Source organism: Aminobacter niigataensis, from assembly GCF_946995915.1.
GTDB lineage: Bacteria > Pseudomonadota > Alphaproteobacteria > Rhizobiales > Rhizobiaceae > Aminobacter > Aminobacter niigataensis.
Genome location: NZ_OX341517.1, coordinates 286,256 through 301,897, shown reverse-complemented (window position 1 = coordinate 301,897; position 15,642 = coordinate 286,256). Strand labels below are relative to the sequence as shown.

General features: G+C 64.1%; 17 protein-coding genes and 1 tRNA gene. 7 read left to right on the top strand and 11 right to left on the bottom strand.

The window, feature by feature from the left end; all coding sequences use genetic code 11:
- Positions 1–111: 111 nt before the first annotated feature.
- The 5 genes from ureC to O1Y97_RS01490 are packed head-to-tail and all read right to left on the bottom strand — an operon-like array spanning position 112 to position 3,575.
- Positions 112–1,824 carry an urease subunit alpha gene (gene ureC / locus O1Y97_RS01510; protein WP_318762836.1) on the bottom strand — a complete coding sequence of 571 codons (1,713 nt, stop codon included), beginning with the start codon at positions 1,822–1,824 and terminating at the stop codon, positions 112–114.
- The gene (locus tag O1Y97_RS01505) at positions 1,824–2,129 is read right to left on the bottom strand and encodes an urease subunit beta (RefSeq protein ID WP_108605740.1); all 306 of its coding nucleotides are present in this window, start codon (positions 2,127–2,129) and stop codon (positions 1,824–1,826) included. Before O1Y97_RS01505 ends, ureC begins: the two co-directional genes overlap by 1 nt.
- Positions 2,130–2,140: 11 nt before the next feature.
- Complete coding sequence (locus tag O1Y97_RS01500) at positions 2,141–2,395, bottom strand: DUF1272 domain-containing protein (protein ID WP_183263039.1); 255 nt, start codon at positions 2,393–2,395, stop codon at positions 2,141–2,143.
- A gap of 7 nt (positions 2,396–2,402) precedes the next feature.
- Positions 2,403–2,705 (bottom strand): urease subunit gamma, encoded by a 303-nt coding sequence (locus O1Y97_RS01495; protein ID WP_183263038.1) that lies wholly within the window; start codon positions 2,703–2,705, stop codon positions 2,403–2,405.
- 15 nt (positions 2,706–2,720) lie between these two features.
- Positions 2,721–3,575, bottom strand: coding sequence for an urease accessory protein UreD (locus O1Y97_RS01490; RefSeq protein WP_318762835.1), 855 nt, complete (start codon positions 3,573–3,575; stop codon positions 2,721–2,723).
- 195 nt (positions 3,576–3,770) lie between these two features.
- Here O1Y97_RS01490 and O1Y97_RS01485 point away from each other — a divergent pair, with 195 nt between their 5' ends.
- The 3 genes from O1Y97_RS01485 to O1Y97_RS01475 all read left to right on the top strand — a co-directional run bounded on the left by O1Y97_RS01485 (position 3,771) and on the right by O1Y97_RS01475 (position 6,100).
- A complete protein-coding gene (locus O1Y97_RS01485; RefSeq protein WP_108605736.1) occupies positions 3,771–4,025 on the top strand; it encodes an acyl carrier protein in 255 nt (84 codons plus the stop codon).
- A 1-nt stretch (position 4,026) separates the two neighbouring features.
- Complete coding sequence (locus tag O1Y97_RS01480) at positions 4,027–5,238, top strand: beta-ketoacyl-[acyl-carrier-protein] synthase family protein (RefSeq protein ID WP_318762834.1); 1,212 nt, start codon at positions 4,027–4,029, stop codon at positions 5,236–5,238.
- Between the two features lie 157 nt (positions 5,239–5,395).
- A complete protein-coding gene (locus O1Y97_RS01475; protein ID WP_183263036.1) occupies positions 5,396–6,100 on the top strand; it encodes a glutathione S-transferase family protein in 705 nt (234 codons plus the stop codon).
- A gap of 29 nt (positions 6,101–6,129) precedes the next feature.
- Here O1Y97_RS01475 and O1Y97_RS01470 read toward each other — a convergent pair whose 3' ends face one another.
- The 3 genes from O1Y97_RS01470 to O1Y97_RS01460 all read right to left on the bottom strand — a co-directional run bounded on the left by O1Y97_RS01470 (position 6,130) and on the right by O1Y97_RS01460 (position 8,309).
- Positions 6,130–6,447: a hypothetical protein gene (locus tag O1Y97_RS01470; protein ID WP_108609578.1), complete on the bottom strand. Its 318-nt coding sequence runs from the start codon at positions 6,445–6,447 to the stop codon at positions 6,130–6,132.
- 95 nt (positions 6,448–6,542) lie between these two features.
- Positions 6,543–7,151 carry a nucleoside triphosphate hydrolase gene (locus tag O1Y97_RS01465; RefSeq protein WP_318762833.1) on the bottom strand — a complete coding sequence of 203 codons (609 nt, stop codon included), beginning with the start codon at positions 7,149–7,151 and terminating at the stop codon, positions 6,543–6,545.
- 72 nt (positions 7,152–7,223) lie between these two features.
- On the bottom strand, positions 7,224–8,309 hold the full coding sequence (locus tag O1Y97_RS01460) for a hypothetical protein (RefSeq protein ID WP_318762832.1): 1,086 nt from the start codon (positions 8,307–8,309) through the stop codon (positions 7,224–7,226).
- 299 nt (positions 8,310–8,608) lie between these two features.
- Here O1Y97_RS01460 and O1Y97_RS01455 point away from each other — a divergent pair, with 299 nt between their 5' ends.
- Positions 8,609–9,598, top strand: a complete 990-nt coding sequence (locus O1Y97_RS01455; RefSeq protein WP_318762831.1) for a D-alanyl-D-alanine carboxypeptidase family protein — start codon at positions 8,609–8,611, stop codon at positions 9,596–9,598.
- 56 nt (positions 9,599–9,654) lie between these two features.
- Here the strand turns inward: O1Y97_RS01455 and O1Y97_RS01450 are convergent, their stop codons facing one another.
- Positions 9,655–10,056, bottom strand: coding sequence for a (R)-mandelonitrile lyase (locus O1Y97_RS01450; protein ID WP_318762830.1), 402 nt, complete (start codon positions 10,054–10,056; stop codon positions 9,655–9,657).
- A gap of 180 nt (positions 10,057–10,236) precedes the next feature.
- Complete coding sequence (locus O1Y97_RS01445; RefSeq protein WP_318762829.1) at positions 10,237–10,824, bottom strand: IMPACT family protein; 588 nt, start codon at positions 10,822–10,824, stop codon at positions 10,237–10,239.
- Between the two features lie 223 nt (positions 10,825–11,047).
- Between O1Y97_RS01445 and O1Y97_RS01440 the strand changes: the two genes are divergently transcribed.
- Positions 11,048–11,124, top strand: a tRNA-Arg gene (locus tag O1Y97_RS01440).
- A gap of 233 nt (positions 11,125–11,357) precedes the next feature.
- Here the strand turns inward: O1Y97_RS01440 and betI are convergent.
- The gene (betI, locus tag O1Y97_RS01435; RefSeq protein ID WP_246389595.1) at positions 11,358–11,906 is read right to left on the bottom strand and encodes a transcriptional regulator BetI; all 549 of its coding nucleotides are present in this window, start codon (positions 11,904–11,906) and stop codon (positions 11,358–11,360) included.
- On the opposite strand from betI, the gene O1Y97_RS01430 reads away from it, so the two are divergent.
- Positions 11,845–14,049 carry a CocE/NonD family hydrolase gene (locus tag O1Y97_RS01430; RefSeq protein ID WP_318762828.1) on the top strand — a complete coding sequence of 735 codons (2,205 nt, stop codon included), beginning with the start codon at positions 11,845–11,847 and terminating at the stop codon, positions 14,047–14,049. The genes betI and O1Y97_RS01430 overlap by 62 nt on opposite strands.
- A 110-nt stretch (positions 14,050–14,159) precedes the next feature.
- Positions 14,160–15,605 carry an ABC transporter substrate-binding protein gene (locus O1Y97_RS01425; RefSeq protein WP_318762827.1) on the top strand — a complete coding sequence of 482 codons (1,446 nt, stop codon included), beginning with the start codon at positions 14,160–14,162 and terminating at the stop codon, positions 15,603–15,605.
- The last annotated feature ends 37 nt before the right edge of the window (positions 15,606–15,642 follow it).

The following is a 15,642-nucleotide window of genomic DNA, read 5'->3' as shown; positions in this document are numbered from 1 at the left end:
CTTGGGCTCGGGAGTCCTGCCGGATATTTTTGCTAGCGAGGGCTAGATAACAATTGGCCGGAGGCGGTTCCAGCATTGCCGGCGTGGCATCAGGTCGCGGGTGGACTGACGTCAGAACAGGAAGTAGCGCTGCGCCATCGGCAGAACCGTCGCCGGCTCGCAGGTCAGAAGCTCGCCGTCGGCGCGCACCTCGTAGGTCTCGGGATCGACCTCCATCTGAGGCATGGCGTCGTTGAGGATCATCGAGCGCTTGCCGATGCCGCCGCGGGTGTTTTCGACCGCCACCATCTGCTTTTCGACGCCGATGCGCTCGCGCAGGCCGCCCTCCAGCCCGGCCTTCGAGACGAAGGTGATCGAGCTGTTGGTCAGCGCCTTGCCGAAAGAGCCGAACATCGGGCGGTAGTGACTCGGCTGCGGCGTCGGGATCGAGCCGTTGGGGTCGCCCATGGGCGCCGTGGCGATCCAGCCGCCGAGCAGCACCATGTCGGGCTTGACGCCGAAGAACGCCGGGTTCCACAGCACGAGGTCCGCGCGCTTGCCGACTTCGATCGAGCCGATCTCGCGCGACATGCCATGCGCGATGGCCGGGTTGATGGTGTATTTGGCGATGTAGCGGCGGGCACGGAAATTGTCGTTGTCGCCTTTTTCGCCCGGCAGCGCGCCGCGCTGGCGCTTCATCTTGTCGGCCGTCTGCCATGTCCGGATGATCATCTCGCCGACACGGCCCATCGCCTGGCTGTCCGATGAGATCACCGAAAACGCGCCGAGGTCGTGCAGGATGTCCTCCGCCGCGATCGTCTCCTTGCGGATGCGGCTCTCGGCAAAGGCGATGTCCTCGGGGATCGATGGCGACAGGTGATGGCAGACCATCAGCATGTCGAGATGCTCGGCGATGGTGTTGACCGTGTAGGGCCGGGTCGGATTGGTCGAGGCCGGGATCACGTTGGGATACTGGCAGACCTTGATGATGTCGGGGGCATGGCCGCCGCCTGCACCTTCGGTGTGGAACGAATGGATGGTGCGGCCCTTGAAGGCGGCGACCGTGTCCTCGACGAAACCGCCTTCGTTCAGCGTATCGGAGTGGATCGCGACCTGGATGTCGTAGGCGTCGGCGACCGACAGGCAGGTGTCGATGGCCGCCGGCGTCGAGCCCCAGTCCTCGTGCAGCTTGAGGCCGCAGGCACCAGCCAGCACCATCTCTTCCAGCGCGCCCGGCAGCGAGGCGTTGCCCTTGCCGAATACGCCGATATTCATCGGCAGGCCGTCGAAGGCCTGGATGATGCGGGCGATGTTCCATGGTCCAGGCGTGCAGGTGGTGGCGAGCGTGCCGTGCGCCGGACCGGTGCCGCCGCCGACCATGCAGGTCACGCCGGAGTTCAACGCCTCGTCGACCTGCTGCGGCGAGATGAAATGGATGTGGGTGTCGATGCCGCCGGCGGTCAGGATCTTGCCTTCGCCGGCAATGATCTCGGTGCCGGGACCGATGATGATGGTGACGCCGGGCTGGGTATCGGGATTGCCTGCCTTACCGATGGCGGCGATGCGGCCGTCCCTGAGCCCGATATCGGCCTTGTAGACGCCGGTGTGGTCGAGGATCAGCGCATTGGTGATGACGCAGTCCATCGCCCCCTGGGCGCGGCTGAGTTGGCTCTGGCCCATGCCGTCGCGGATGACCTTGCCGCCGCCGAACTTCACTTCCTCGCCGTAGACGGTTAAGTCGTTCTCGACCTCGATGAACAGCTCGGTGTCGGCGAGCCGGACCTTGTCGCCGACGGTCGGGCCGAACATCCGGGCGTAATCGGGACGGGAGATGATTGCTGGCATCAGAGCTTTCCCATCACCTTTTTCTGGAAGCCGTAGACCTCGCGCTTGCCACCCAGCGGCACCAGCGTGACGTCGCGCTCCTGGCCCGGTTCGAAGCGCACGGCGGTGCCGGCGGCGATGTCGAGCCGCATGCCGCGCGCCTTCTCGCGGTCGAACTTCAGGCCGTTGTTGGTCTCGTAGAAATGATAGTGGCTGCCGACCTGGATCGGCCGGTCGCCCGTGTTGGCGATCTTGAGCGTGACTGTCGGCTGGCCCTTGTTGAGCTCGATTGAGCCGGGGGCGGTTATGATTTCGCCGGGGATCATGGTGTCGTTCCTCAGGCTGCCGATTTCGGCGTGCAGCCTTCGGCTTTCAGCACGCGCTTGGTCGAGGCGGGATATTTCAAAAGCATGGCGGCGGGCCGGATCGGGCGGGCGGAAAAATTTCCGCCGCAATTGGGGCAGGTGCCGCCGAGCACGCCGTCAGCACAGTCCGTGCAGAAGGTGCATTCGAAGGTGCAGATCACCGCGTTTGTCGCCGCGGGCGGCAGGTCGCGGTCGCAGCATTCGCAATTGGGGCGCAGTTCGAGCATGGCGGCCTCAGCGGATCGGTTCGTGCACGGTGACCAGCTTGGTGCCGTCGGGGAAGGTGGCTTCCACCTGGACGTCATGGATCATCTCAGCGATGCCGTCCATCACCTGGGCGCGGGTGATGACATGGGCGCCGGCCTCCATAAGCTCGGCGACAGGGCGGCCGTCGCGCGCGCCCTCGACGATGAAGTCGGAAATCAGCGCGATTGCTTCGGGATGGTTGAGCTTGACGCCGCGCTCGAGCCGCTTGCGCGCCACGATCGCCGCCATGGCGATCAGCAGCTTGTCCTTTTCCCTTGGCGTCAGGTTCATTCGCGCACCGAAATCCTAGAGTGACCACAGTCTGGGCAAGCCTGCCTGTCCGTTGAGCAGGGCTACCAGGGGCATGAGTCGTTTACGTAGCTGGTAGCCGTCCTCGGCGTACAGCCTCGCAAGAAGCTTGCCAGTTCCGGCCACGTTCCAGGCGCTGACACCGCCATCGTCGCCGATGATTCGCCGCGCCGGCTCCACCAAGACCTCGGTTTCGTCGGAGATCAAGAGCAGCGTTGCCATGGCGATGCGCCCTCCGGCAGATGCCGGCTTGGCGAGCGTCGTTTCCATGTCGGGGCCGACGGAAAATTCTTCCGCGTGGACGAGCTTTCCCTCGCACCGAACGCGCCAGCGGTCGCGAAACAGGCCGTCCTTGGCGCGTTCGCCCATGGCGCTGCGGCCGAAGACCGTCGCTTCGACGATGAGCGCTTCGGCACCTCTAGCCATGTCGACATCGAGCGAACGGGAGAATGCGGAGCGGTCGAACACGATCGTCTCCTGCGGCAGCCATGCAAGCCGACCGCCTTCGCCAACCGTCAGCCGCACGTCCACTTCGGCCTGGCCGGCCAGCGCGCGGTAAACCTTTTCGCACGCCTGGGTGGTGATCGATGCCCGCGCGCTGGCCCCGACCGCAACCTCCCATCCGATGCGGTCACCGCCAGTCAGGCCACCGGCCATGTTGATCAGCACCGCCTCCAGCGGATCGCCCCCGGTATCGGGCAGCCTGATCTTGGCGGCGCCGTCCTGGTAGAGACGGGCGAGGCGGCTGCGTCCGGCACGATGCACGATCTCGATGCGGGCGCGTGCCGCCACGCGTTGCGAGGAAATCGCTGCTGCGTCCGTCGCCGCGGACAAGGATGCGCTGATGGTCATGATGCTCTGAGGTTTAGCCGAGACGACGCGATTGTCGATATATAGCTTGTTGCCTCACGGCGTTTCGGTTTCTATAGAGAGATGCCTTTTTGGCTCATTTCGGGGGCGAACAGTGCAATTCGGGCTCGGAAAGGGCCCGACACGACGGTCGTGCGACGCCGGCCAATGTAAGAGAGTTCTTGGGGAAGGGTACTGATGGCTGATCAGCTGGCAACGGAAATCATCGACAAGATCAAGGCGCATGCAGAGACCGGCGGCGAAGAGATCACGCTCGATACCGAATTGACCGCGCTCGGCATCCATTCTCTCGAACTGACCGAGATCATCTTCGATCTCGAAGAAGAATACGGCATCGAAATCGAGATGAACACGGCCGATGCCTGGAGCAGCCTCAAGAATGTCGGCGACATGGTCGAAGCCGTTCGCGCCCTGATTGCACAAAAAGCCTGAGATGAAGCGTCCCCGCATCGTCATTACCGGCATCGGCGGGCTGTGCGGGCTCGGCACCGACGCGCCTGCCATATGGGACTCCATGCGCGCTGGCCGCTCGGCCATCGGGCCGCTGACCAATGGCGCCCTGCATGAACTCAAGATCCGCATCGGCGCCGAAATCAAGCAGCTGCCCGAGCACGGTATCGACCGCAAGCAACTCGTTTCGATGGACCGCTTCAGCCTTCTCGCCGTGATCGCGGCCAAGGAAGCGATGCGCCAGTCCGGCCTGGTCGTCGACGAAAACAACACCCACCGCGTTGGCACCATCGTTGGCGTCGGCGTCTGCGGCTGGGAAGCGATCGAGGAAAACTATCGCGCCATCCTGCTCGAGGGCAAGAACCGCGCCGGCATCTTCACCGTGCCGAAGGTCATGCCGGGTGCTGCGGCCGGCCAGGTCAGCATGAACCTCGGCCTGCGCGGTCCCGTCTTTGGCGTCACATCCGCCTGCTCCTCGTCCAACCACGCCTTCGCAACCGCAATGGACCAGCTCCTGCTCGGTCGCGCCGATGCGATTGTTGCCGGCGGCACCGACGCACCGCTGGTGTGGGGCGTGATCAAGGGCTGGGAAGCCTTGCGTGTCGTTGCGCCCGACACCTGCCGGCCGTTCTCCGCCGACAGGCAAGGGCTGGTTCTCGGCGAGGGCGCTGGCATGGCCGTGCTCGAAACCTACGAACACGCCATCGCGCGCGGCGCGACCATCCTGGCCGAACTTGCCGGAACCGGCATGTCCGGCGATGCCTCCGACATCGTCGCACCGACGGTCGAAGGCCCGACCGCCGCCATGCGTGCCTGCCTGCTCGATGCCGGCCTGGCACCGGAAGAGGTCGACTACATCAACGCCCACGGTACCGGCACCAAGGCCAACGACCAGATCGAGACTGCAGCCATCAAGCGCGTGTTCGGCGCCCATGCGCACAAGCTGTCGGTGTCGTCGACCAAATCGATGCATGCCCATTGCCTCGGCGCCTCGGGCGCGCTCGAAATGATCGCCTGCGTCAATGCGGTGCGCGAGGGCCTGGTGCCGCCGACCGCCAATTATCGCGAGGCCGACGCCGACTGCGACCTCGACGTGACGCCCAACGTCGCCAAGGCTCGCCCGGTGCGGGTGGCGATCAGCAACGGCTTTGCCTTTGGCGGCACCAACGCCGTGGTGGCGGTGAAGGCGGCCTGACCGGCCGTCTTCGATCTCCCAGAGTCATATCTCCAGATGTCATCTGGATAAAACAGCGCGCATGCATATTGATGACGCGCGCCTGCATGCCTAACTTTTGCATGCCCCACCATTCCGGCCAGCGCTTCGCGTCGGCCCACCCCACGAGGAACCGTCGATGAGCGATCTCACCCCATTTCCGATTGCTGCGCGCTGGCCGGCGCAACACCCGGACCGCATCCAGCTCTATTCGTTCCCGACGCCGAACGGCGTCAAGGTCTCGATCGCCTTGGAAGAGCTCGACTTGCCCTATGAGGCCCATGCCATCAACATCGGCAAGAACGAGAGCTGGACGCCGGAATTCCTGGCGCTGAACCCGAACGGCAAGATCCCGGCGATCATCGATCCCAACGGGCCCGGCGGCAAGCCGATCGGCCTGTTCGAGTCGGGCGCCATCCTGCTCTATCTCGCCGAAAAGACCGGCCGCCTGATCCCGGCCGACCGGGTGCGGCACTACGAGACCGTGCAGTGGGTGTTCTTCCAGATGGCCTCGGTCGGCCCGATGTTCGGCCAGCTCGGCTTCTTCCACAAATTCGCCGGCCGGGAGATCGCCGACAAGCGTCCGCTCGAGCGCTACCGCGACGAGTCGCGCCGCCTGCTCGGCGTGCTCGACCAGCGGCTCGCCGGCCGCAAGTGGATCATGGACGATGACTTCACCATCGCCGACATTTCCCTGCTCGGCTGGGTGCGCAACCTGATCGGCTTCTATGAAGCGGGCGACATCGTCGGCTTCAAGAGCTTCGAGAATGTCGCGGCGTGGCTGGAACGCGGCCTGGCACGGCCGGCGGTGCAGGCCGGGCTGAACATCCCGGCGCGCTCCTGAGCACCGACGTCAAGCGAAGGCGCAGGTGCCTACTTGGCCTTGGCCTTCGCCTTGCCGCCGTCGCGAGTGATCACTGAGGCGGCAATGCCGGCTACGCCGCTCGCCACACCCTTGACCTTGCGCATCACCCGGGCGGCCACCGATGGCCGCTTGTCGGCAGCGGCCTTCTTCGGGCTGGCCGCCTTCGCGGGTTTCTCAGCTGCCGGCGTGACTTTCTTGGGCGCGGCCTTGCCGAACGCCGGCTTGGCTGCGTCTTTCGACCGTTCGGCCATTGCCGGGCCTGCACCCGCCTTCGACTGAAGTGCCTTGCCCGACCTGGGGGCAGCTTTCTTTGCCTTGGTAGCCATGGCTGTCGCCTCGCTGTTGCGCATGTCCGGACCCGCATTTGCAGGTCGTCCGCATGTCAGACAACGGGCAGTTGGCGCTTCGGTTCCGCTTGCGCTCAGATCACCAGATCGGCCTTGCGCCGCGCGGCGAGCACGCGGTCGATGTTGGGCATGTCGTTGCTGTCGATCCAGTTGCGGGCGTCGGCGTCGGAACGTCCATGCTCGCGCCAGCGTTCGACCAGGCGCCGCTCGAGCTCCTCGCGTGGCGCATCGACGAAGATGGTGAAGTCGAACAATGATTCGAGCCGCTGCCAGGGTTCCTCGTCGAGCAGCAGATAATTGCCTTCGACAAGGATGAACTTGACGTCGGCGCCGACGATCTCCGCTCCCGCGCGCGACAGCTCGATGCTGCGGTCGAAAACCGGGATGGCGATGTCGGGCTCCGCCGCCCGCAACCGCTTGAGCAGCACCTCGAAGCCGGCGAAGTCGAAGGTTTCGGGCGCGCCCTTGCGCGCGCTCAGGCCGCGCGTCTCGAGCACCTTGTCGTCGAAGTGGAAGCCGTCCATCGGCACCACGGCTGCCGAGCCTTCGGGCAGCACGTCGCGCAGCGCCGACGACAGCGTCGACTTGCCCGAACCGGGCGGCCCGGCGATGCCGATCACGAAGCGCTCGGCATGATGGGCGCGCTTGAAGAGGGTGGCGGCGATATGGGCGATCTCTGACATGGGCCTTCCCAATGGTCTCGTTTGGCATCCTGCTGGAGCATCAGACAAAATTGAGGCGGCGAAGGTTCCAGTTCAAGTGCGTTTTGCAATTCGCAGGAACGCATCGTCGAAAGCCGTGTCGCGGCTGCTGCCATCCGCGAACGCCAGCCGAAGCCTTCCTTCGCTGGGAGTAGTCGAAACCGGCGGCTGGCCGCCCTCCAGCGGCAGCGCGCCGACGATCTGGCGGAAAGCAACATGCCCGCCGAGCGCAAAGGCGGTTTCCACGCCTTCGCGCCGCAGCCAGTTGTCGCCGAGCGATGCGGCATGGCCGATCGCTGTGCGGCCGTCCTCGATGCCGAGAACCCCGGCACGGCCGTTCCACGGTGCGTAGAGGCGGCCGCCATTGCTGATCCACAGCATAGTCACGGGCAGCTCGGATGGGTTCTTCAGCACCAGCACGACGTCGGCTTCGGCCTTGCGCGCCACCGCAGTCCAGCCCATGCCGCCGTGATCGGCCTCGACCAGCGTGACGAAATCCTCGTGTCGGCGGCTGGCGCTGAAGTTGGTGAGGTCGACCTCGCCGCCTGACGCGGCGGGGAAGCGCGTCGGATCGGTGCTGCGGGCTGGGTAGGCGAGCAGATGGCTGCCGCGCGCCGGATCGGGTTCGGTCGCGTCCGGTGGCGTCGCCGCCAGCCGCTTCGGCGAAAACGCCAGCCTGCCGCCTGCACGCATCTCGGTTATCGGGTGATGGGCGACCGAGATCGCGCCCGAACCGCCTGTGAAGCTGTGTTCCTGGTAGAGGAACGGATGGCCGTCGCGCAGGATCAGCGTCTTTTCGACCGTCGCCCCCATCACCTTGTGCTGCAGACGGAAGGCGGCGCGTCGACCGCCCGAAATGGCTTCGTCGGAGACGGGATCCCATGCGCTGTTGGCCGGCCAGCCGTGCAGCGGTGCCGCCTCGACGTCGCTGCGCGAAAACGGCGCACAGAGGAAATCGCCTGACAGCCTGACAACGCCCGCCGGCAGCCCTTCCGGCAGGTCCTGCCTGTCGATCCATGGCGCGCGGTGCAATGGCCTGATGTTGCGTCCGCCGGCTTCGATGGCGAGATCGGCGACGTGGCCGACCGACAGGTCCAGTGCGACGGAAATGCCCTCGGCCTGCAATCGATGCACGTTCATCTGCCAAATCACCCGCTGTTGCTGTTCCAGACAAGCCGCTTTTTCACGGTTAGCGCAAGCTTGCAGGTGTAACCAATAGTCAACACCGCTGGCGCAACATGTGCCTGGCGCGATGAGCCAAATGGACGGCTTGTCCCACATTCTGTAGTTTCCGGCTGTTGTTGCCGGCCGGCATCCCACTCAGCCAGAGTTCTTGGCGACCACCGACAGGTTTTTCCTTGTTAGCCCAAGCCTTCCTGCTTCCGCTCTCCTTCAGGTCCTTCAGGTCCTTCAGGTCCTTCAGGTCCTTCCGGCGCCCTGTGCCCGCCCTGTTTCGCCAGCTGGCGGCGCTGCTTGCCGTGGCAGCCTTGCTCACCGGCTGCGCTACCACGGAAACGCTCAGTGTGGCCCCGCCGGCCGCGCCGGAAAAATATGCGGCCATCGTCGTCGACGCCTCCAACGGGCGCACGCTGTTCCAGGCCTATTCGACGGCGCCGCGCTATCCCGCCTCGCTGACCAAGATGATGACGCTGTACCTGACCTTCGAGGCGATGCAGCAGGGGCGCGTGTCCAAGACCACGCTGATCCCGGTGTCGGAGAATGCCCGCTCGCAGCCGCCCTCCAAGCTCGGTTTCAAGCGCGGCGAGCAGATCGAGCTGGAGGCGGCGGTCCGCGCCCTGGCGACCAAGTCGGCCAATGACGTTGCCGTTGCCGTCGGCGAGTATCTCGGCGGCTCGGAGGAGGGATTTGCCCGCCTGATGACGTCGAAGGCGCGCCAGCTCGGCATGACCGCGACGGTGTTCCGCAATGCGTCGGGCCTGCCGGACGCCGCCCAGCGCACCACCGCACGCGACATGGCCGTGCTCGGCATGGCGCTGCGCAAGCATTTTCCGCAGCATTACTATTATTTCTCCGCCACCGACTTCAATTTCCGCGGCAAGCGGGTGCGCGGCCACAACGACCTGCTCGGCCGGGTCAATGGCGTCGACGGCATCAAGACCGGCTACATCAGGGCGTCGGGCTTCAACATCGTCACCTCGGTCAATGCCGATGGCCGCAAGCTGGTGATTGTCGTGATGGGTGGCGACAGCGCACGCAAGCGCAATGCCCATGTCGAGGAACTGATCGTGCGCTACATGCCGCAAGCTTCGGGCGGCAGCCTGGCCTCGTCGCTGTTCCAGCCGGCGGCGCAGCCCGTGCCGATGCCGACCGAGACGGCGGTCGCGATGCCGGCCGTCACGTCGATGCCGGCACCCGTCGCTGCAGCGGCCCCGGCTTCAGGTCCGGTGCCGATGGCCGAAGTCTACTGATGCGCAGCCCCGGCGATTGATCTGCCGGGGAGCTTGCGTAGTCAGCGACCCGTCGCTCAGGCCGGCGCCTTGTATTGTGCGTCGCTGACATGCTCGAGCCAGTCGACGGCGCGGCCGTCCTGCGCTTCCTGGATCGCGATGTGCGACATCGCCGTGGTGGCCGCGGCACCATGCCAGTGCTTTTCGCCGGGCGCGAACCAGACGACGTCGCCGTTGCGGATTTCCAGCACCTCGCCGCCCCAGACCTGGACCCAGCCGCAGCCTGAAGTGACGACCAGCGTCTGGCCGAGCGGATGGGTGTGCCACGCCGTGCGCGCGCCGGGCTCGAAGGTGACGTTGACGGCGCGAACCTGCGCCGGGGCCGGCGCCTCGATGATCGGGTCCTGGCGCACGGCGCCGGTGAAATAGTCGGGCGACGGCGTTGCCGAGGGCCGCGATCCGCAGCGTTTGATGTCCATTCCAAGATCTCCTTCAAGACAGATGGCGGGGGTATCGCGGTTGCCAGCGCGGCTGCGGGGCTGGTTTGCCCTGCCTGAGCTTATGGCCGTTTCCTGACCGGCGCCATCCAATGCTGCCATGACACATCTTCGGTCGGCTTCGGCCGGCTTGGCCGCAGTCAAAGTCCGTGGGAGCCAGGGTCAATCGGCAAAAGCCACCGCTGCCCGCCCGCTGGTCAGGTCAGCGATCATCCTGGCGACGGCCGCGGCGTCGGCCTCGGGCAGGGCGAGGGTCAGCACTGCGCCGGTGGCGGTGAAAGTCTCGGCGATGGTGCGGACGCCCGGCACAGCCGCGAGCCTGGCCTGGACGATCGCCAGGTCGGCGAATTCGAGCGTCATCATTGCCTCGACGGTCGCCACTAGCGGCACCTTGGCGGCCGCGCGCAGGCAGGCCGATGCGGTGCCGCCATAGGCGCGGACCAGCCCGCCGGTGCCGAGAAGCACGCCGCCGAACCAGCGCGTGACGACCACGGCGACGTTGTCGAGCGCCTGGCCGTCGAGCGCCTGCAGGATCGGCTTGCCCGCCGTGCCGCTCGGCTCGCCGTCGTCGCTGAAGCGGTATGCCTGCCCGACGCGCCAGGCCCAGCAATTGTGGTTGGCGCCTGCATCCGAATGGGCCGAGATGAACGCCTTGGCCGCGGCCTCGTCGGCCACCGGACCGGCGACGGTCAGGAAGCGGCTCTTCTTGACGTCCTGGGTGAAACTTTCGATCTGCGCGAGGGTGAACATGTCAGCCGCGTTAGACAATGCGCGGCGATGATCGTCAATCGCGCCGGCGTCGGCATCACGGTGGCGCCAGGCCGCCCGGCACTGCGTGCCGCAACTGCTTTTGCCGGCGTCCGTGCTTGCCGCGCGATTTGCCACTTCCCCCGTTGAAGCCAGCCGCCGCATCGGTTATGAACGCGCGTCGTCCGGTTCGCCGGATGGTGGTCCGCGGTCAGCCTGCGGACGAGCACCCGTAGCTCAGCTGGATAGAGCGCTGCCCTCCGAAGGCAGAGGTCACAGGTTCGAATCCTGTCGGGTGCGCCATTTAACAGATTGAAAACAGATATAGTTTTCCGTCTTTTTGCTCCCCAAAAGATTGATCGATTTGGCTGCTGGCACAGTTCCAGCACAGGCGGGTCGGTTCATGGCTGCGCTTCGGAAGCGAGCAAGCAAGTTTCATGTGCAGGTGAGGAGGACAGGCTTTGCGCCGGTAACGCGCTGGAATGGTCGCGGGCAACAAGCGGCAGCCGGGCATCGAAATTCACCGAACCGATCGCTCATTCCTCCACTGCAGGAATGAGCAGGCAAATGTAACGCCAGCAGATTCTGCGGCTTCGCTCCAGATCTGCCTCCTCATAGTCGCTCGCGATCTGCCAGAAAAACCCGTCGATCATCGCGGCGATACCGTGGACCGTATCGTCCACCTGTTCCGGCGGAACCAGCCGCCGGACGGCATAGCGGATGTTCGACACGAAACGGGCACCTGTCAGTTGATACAGATGCTTGATGCGAGGCTCCGTCTGGGACGCGATCATGAACTGCATCCATGTCGCCGCTCGCTTCGGGGCACCCAGGTGTTGCGGCGCGAACGACCCGTCGACGATCGCGCGCAGTCGCTGCGCTGGCGTGGGATCAGCGGGCGCCACCCTCATGATGTCCTGACGAAACAGGTTCGAGAGATTGCGCATCGCCAGCGCCATCAGCTCTTCCTTGCTGTCGAAATAGTGGTTGACCAGGCCGGCTGACATGCCGGCGCGGCCAGCAATGCTGGCCATCGTCGCTCCGGCCAATCCTTCCTCAGCGATGACTGCGATCGCCGCATCCATCAGCTCGTCGCGGCGCATCGCCCTGATTGATCGCCTTGCCATTTGCGCTACCTTCCGATTATATATTGATTGGTCATTCAATATATTATACGTTCATTTAATCCAAGCCGGAGTTCACATGCCAGCCGTCGTCATTTCCGGGTTAAAAACAGTCGAAACCCATTGGATTCCTTTGGCCGATGGCCGCAAGCTTGCCGCACGGCTGTTCCTCCCCGAGGGTGCTGAAGACAATCCTGTCCCTCTGATCCTGGAATACATACCGTATCGCCGCCGCGACGGCACGCGTAAGGGCGACGACGAAATACACCTGTTCTTTGCCGCCCACGGCTACGCCTGTGCCCGCGTCGATATCTCTGGAACCGGCGATTCCGACGGCTTGCTGGAGGACGAATACGTCAAGCGCGAGCAGGATGATGGACTGGAAATCCTGGCCCATCTTTGTGCCCAGCCATGGTGTACGGGCGTCGCCGGCATGATCGGCATCAGCTGGGGCGGATTCAGCGGCCTCCAGGTCGCCGCGAGGAAGCCGCCGCAATTGAAGGCGATCGTCACCGCATGCTCGACGGATGACCGTTATGCCTGTGACGCCCATTACAATGGCGGCCTGCTGATCAACGACAATTTCGGCTGGGGCGGCTCCTTGTTCAGCTACGCGGCGCTGCCGCCGGACCCTGCCGTTGTCGGCGAAGAGCGCTGGCGTGAAATGTGGAAACATCGCCTCGAGGACCACAAGAACCACGCCGCCCAATGGCTGAACCACCAGCGTCGCGATGCTTTCTGGAAGCAAGGCTCGGTCTGCGAGGATTACTCTTCGATCGAATGCGCCGTGCTGGCGGTCGGTGGCTACCTCGATGGTTATACGCAGGCGATCTTCAATCTTGTCGAGAACCTTGAAGCGCCGGCGAAGGGGCTTTGTGGGCCGTGGGGCCATACCGAGCCCCATGGCGGGGTCCCTGACCCAGCCATCGGCTATCTCCAGGAATGCATCCGCTGGTTCGATCACTGGCTGAAGGGCATCGAAAACGGCGCCGAGCGCGACCCGGACATGCGCCTGTACCTGATGGACTACGCGAAACCCCACTCGCATATGGGTGCCAGGTCGGGCCGTTGGCTGGGATTCCCGCAATGGCCGGCAAGACAGATCGTTCGCAAGCAATTGTGGTTGAACGCCGGTTGCCATCTCAGCGAAACACCGGATGCAGGCGGCGCGAAACCTGCCATTTCCTCGCCACTCACCACCGGCGTGCAAGGGCAGGAATGGTGCCCCTATGGCCAGGGCAGGATTGCCGCGGAAGGCGCGCGCGACCAGCGGACCGACGACGGCGGGTCGTTGTGCTTTGACACCCACGTGCTGAGTGCGGAGCTGCCGCTTGCCGGAGTGGCGAAAATAAAGCTGCGTGTTGCCGCCGACAAGCCGCAGGCGCAGGTTTGCGTCAGGCTGAACGATGTGGCGCCCGATGGCACCTCCGCCTTCCTGACCTTTGCCCTGCTCAATCTCACGCACCGGAAAAGTCATGAGTTCCCGGCACCTTTGACCCCCGGTCAATTCGAGGATGTCGAGCTTTCGTTCAAGCCGATAGCGCAAACGATCCCGGTGGGACATAGGTTGCGGGTGGCGATTTCGTCGTCCTATTGGCCGATGGCATGGCCGTCGCCGCAGTGCACGACGCTGACCATTGATTGCCAGGCTTGCCAGCTCGACCTGCCCATTCTGAATTTCGAAGATGGCCTTGTGCCTGTCCGGTTCGAGGAGGCTGCCTGGGCCGAGCCCGGTGCGGTGACGGTCAAGGAGCCGGCACGCCAGTTGCGCTCGCTCACGACAGACCTGCCTACCGAGCGAACCGAACTGACGGTGCTGTCTGATGACGGCCGGTTCGTCATCGAGGAAACGGGCACGGAAATCACCGCCTGGCGCCGCAAGGTCTATGGCATCGATGACAATGACCCGGCCAGTTGCGTCACACAGGTGACCTGCCATGAAGAATTCACGCGGCCTGATTGGAACGCGCGTCTGGATTGCGAAATCACCATCAGCTGCGACCTCGCCAATTTTTACATCGGCGGCTGGGTCAAGGCTTATGAGCGCGGGCAGATATTTGCAGAACGGAGATATGACGAGGTCATTCCGCGCGACTGCATGTAACAAACAAAAGGGGGAACAGCATGAGCGTGAATCGTAGAACTTTCCTTCTAGCTTCATCGGCAGCGGCACTTCTGCCTTTTGCCGGGTTTGCGCGGGCCGCAGGCGACCGAATGAACCCGGTCATCGCAGTAGATGCGGATATCGGCAGCCTCGACCCGGGCAATCGCTTCGGCACCACCGAGGGCAACATCATCCGTTCGGTTTGCCAGACACTGGTGCGGTTCGAGCCGGGCAAGCTCAGTTGGTCCAACGATGCGGCCAAGGAGATACGGCAGGTTTCCGATACCGAGTTCGAATTCGAGCTCAACGCAGGCCAAATGTTCACCGGTGATTTCGGCGAGATGACCGCCGAAGACGTGAAGTACTCGTTCGACCGCTTCATCAATGGCGACAACGGCAAGAAACTTGCCTACGCCGACGACATGGAGGCTCTGAAGTCGGTCGAAATCACGGGAAAATACACCGGCAAGCTCATCCTCAAGCACCGCTCCGCGGCGCTTTGGTTGATCGGTATCTGCGACGCTTCCGGGGCAATCCTGTCCAAGAAGGCCTGCGAACAGCTGGGCGACAAGATCGCCACGACCCTCATCGGTTCGGGGCCGCTGCTGCTCAAGGACTGGCGCCCCAAGGAGCAGTTCCTGCTTGCCGCAAATCCCGACTACAAGGGTCCTTTCAAGGCTCGCGTCGGGGAAATCACCGGCAAGATCATTCCCGAACGCAGGACCTCCTTCCTGGCCTATCAGGCGAAGGAACTGGATTTCACGGCCTTCGACGCCGACCAGCTCGACACTGCGAAGGCGCTGCCGGACACCGACGTGATCGACATTGCCGGCGTCGACTACACCTGGATCGGCATCAACGTCCAAAAAGGTGCCCTTGCCGATGTCAAGGTGCGCCAGGCGATCCGCTGGGCGATTGACGTCGATGCAATCATTGAAGGCGCCTATGCCGGCGCCACCTCGCGCGCCAAGACGCTGCTGGCTCCGGGGCTGCTCGGTAACTGGGCGGATGCACCGCTCTACAACCGCGATCTCGAAAAAGCGCAGGCGCTGCTGGCCGAAACCGGCCTGACCGGCCTGACTTTCAGCTTCACCTGCCTCAACGACGCCACCTCGCTCGCCGTGGCCCAGATCGCCCAAGCCAATCTTGCCGAAGTCGGCATCACGCTCAACATCAACCCGATGGATTCCGGCGCCTATTGGGCGCTCGGCGCCGACAATGCCAGCAAGGATCTCGAACTCACCCTCATACCCTACACCTCCAAATTCGATCCGAGCTTCCAGACACAATGGTTCCTTGGCAGCCAGGTCGGTCTGTGGAACTGGCAGCACTGGAACAGTCCCGAGTTTGACAACCTGCACCAGCAAGGCGTGGAAACGCTGGAGAAGGCCCAGCGAGAGGCAATCTATATCGAGATGCAGAAGCTGCTCGACGAATCCGCGTCCTGCATCTGGATCACCCATGGCCGGAATTTCTTTGTCGATGCGTCGTGGCTAACGCCGATGCTCCTGCCGAATGGCAAGGACTGGCAGTTCGAGTACTTCGACGGAGCGTGAGCCAACAATGATGTAGGTCGATCAAGCCGGGGAACCT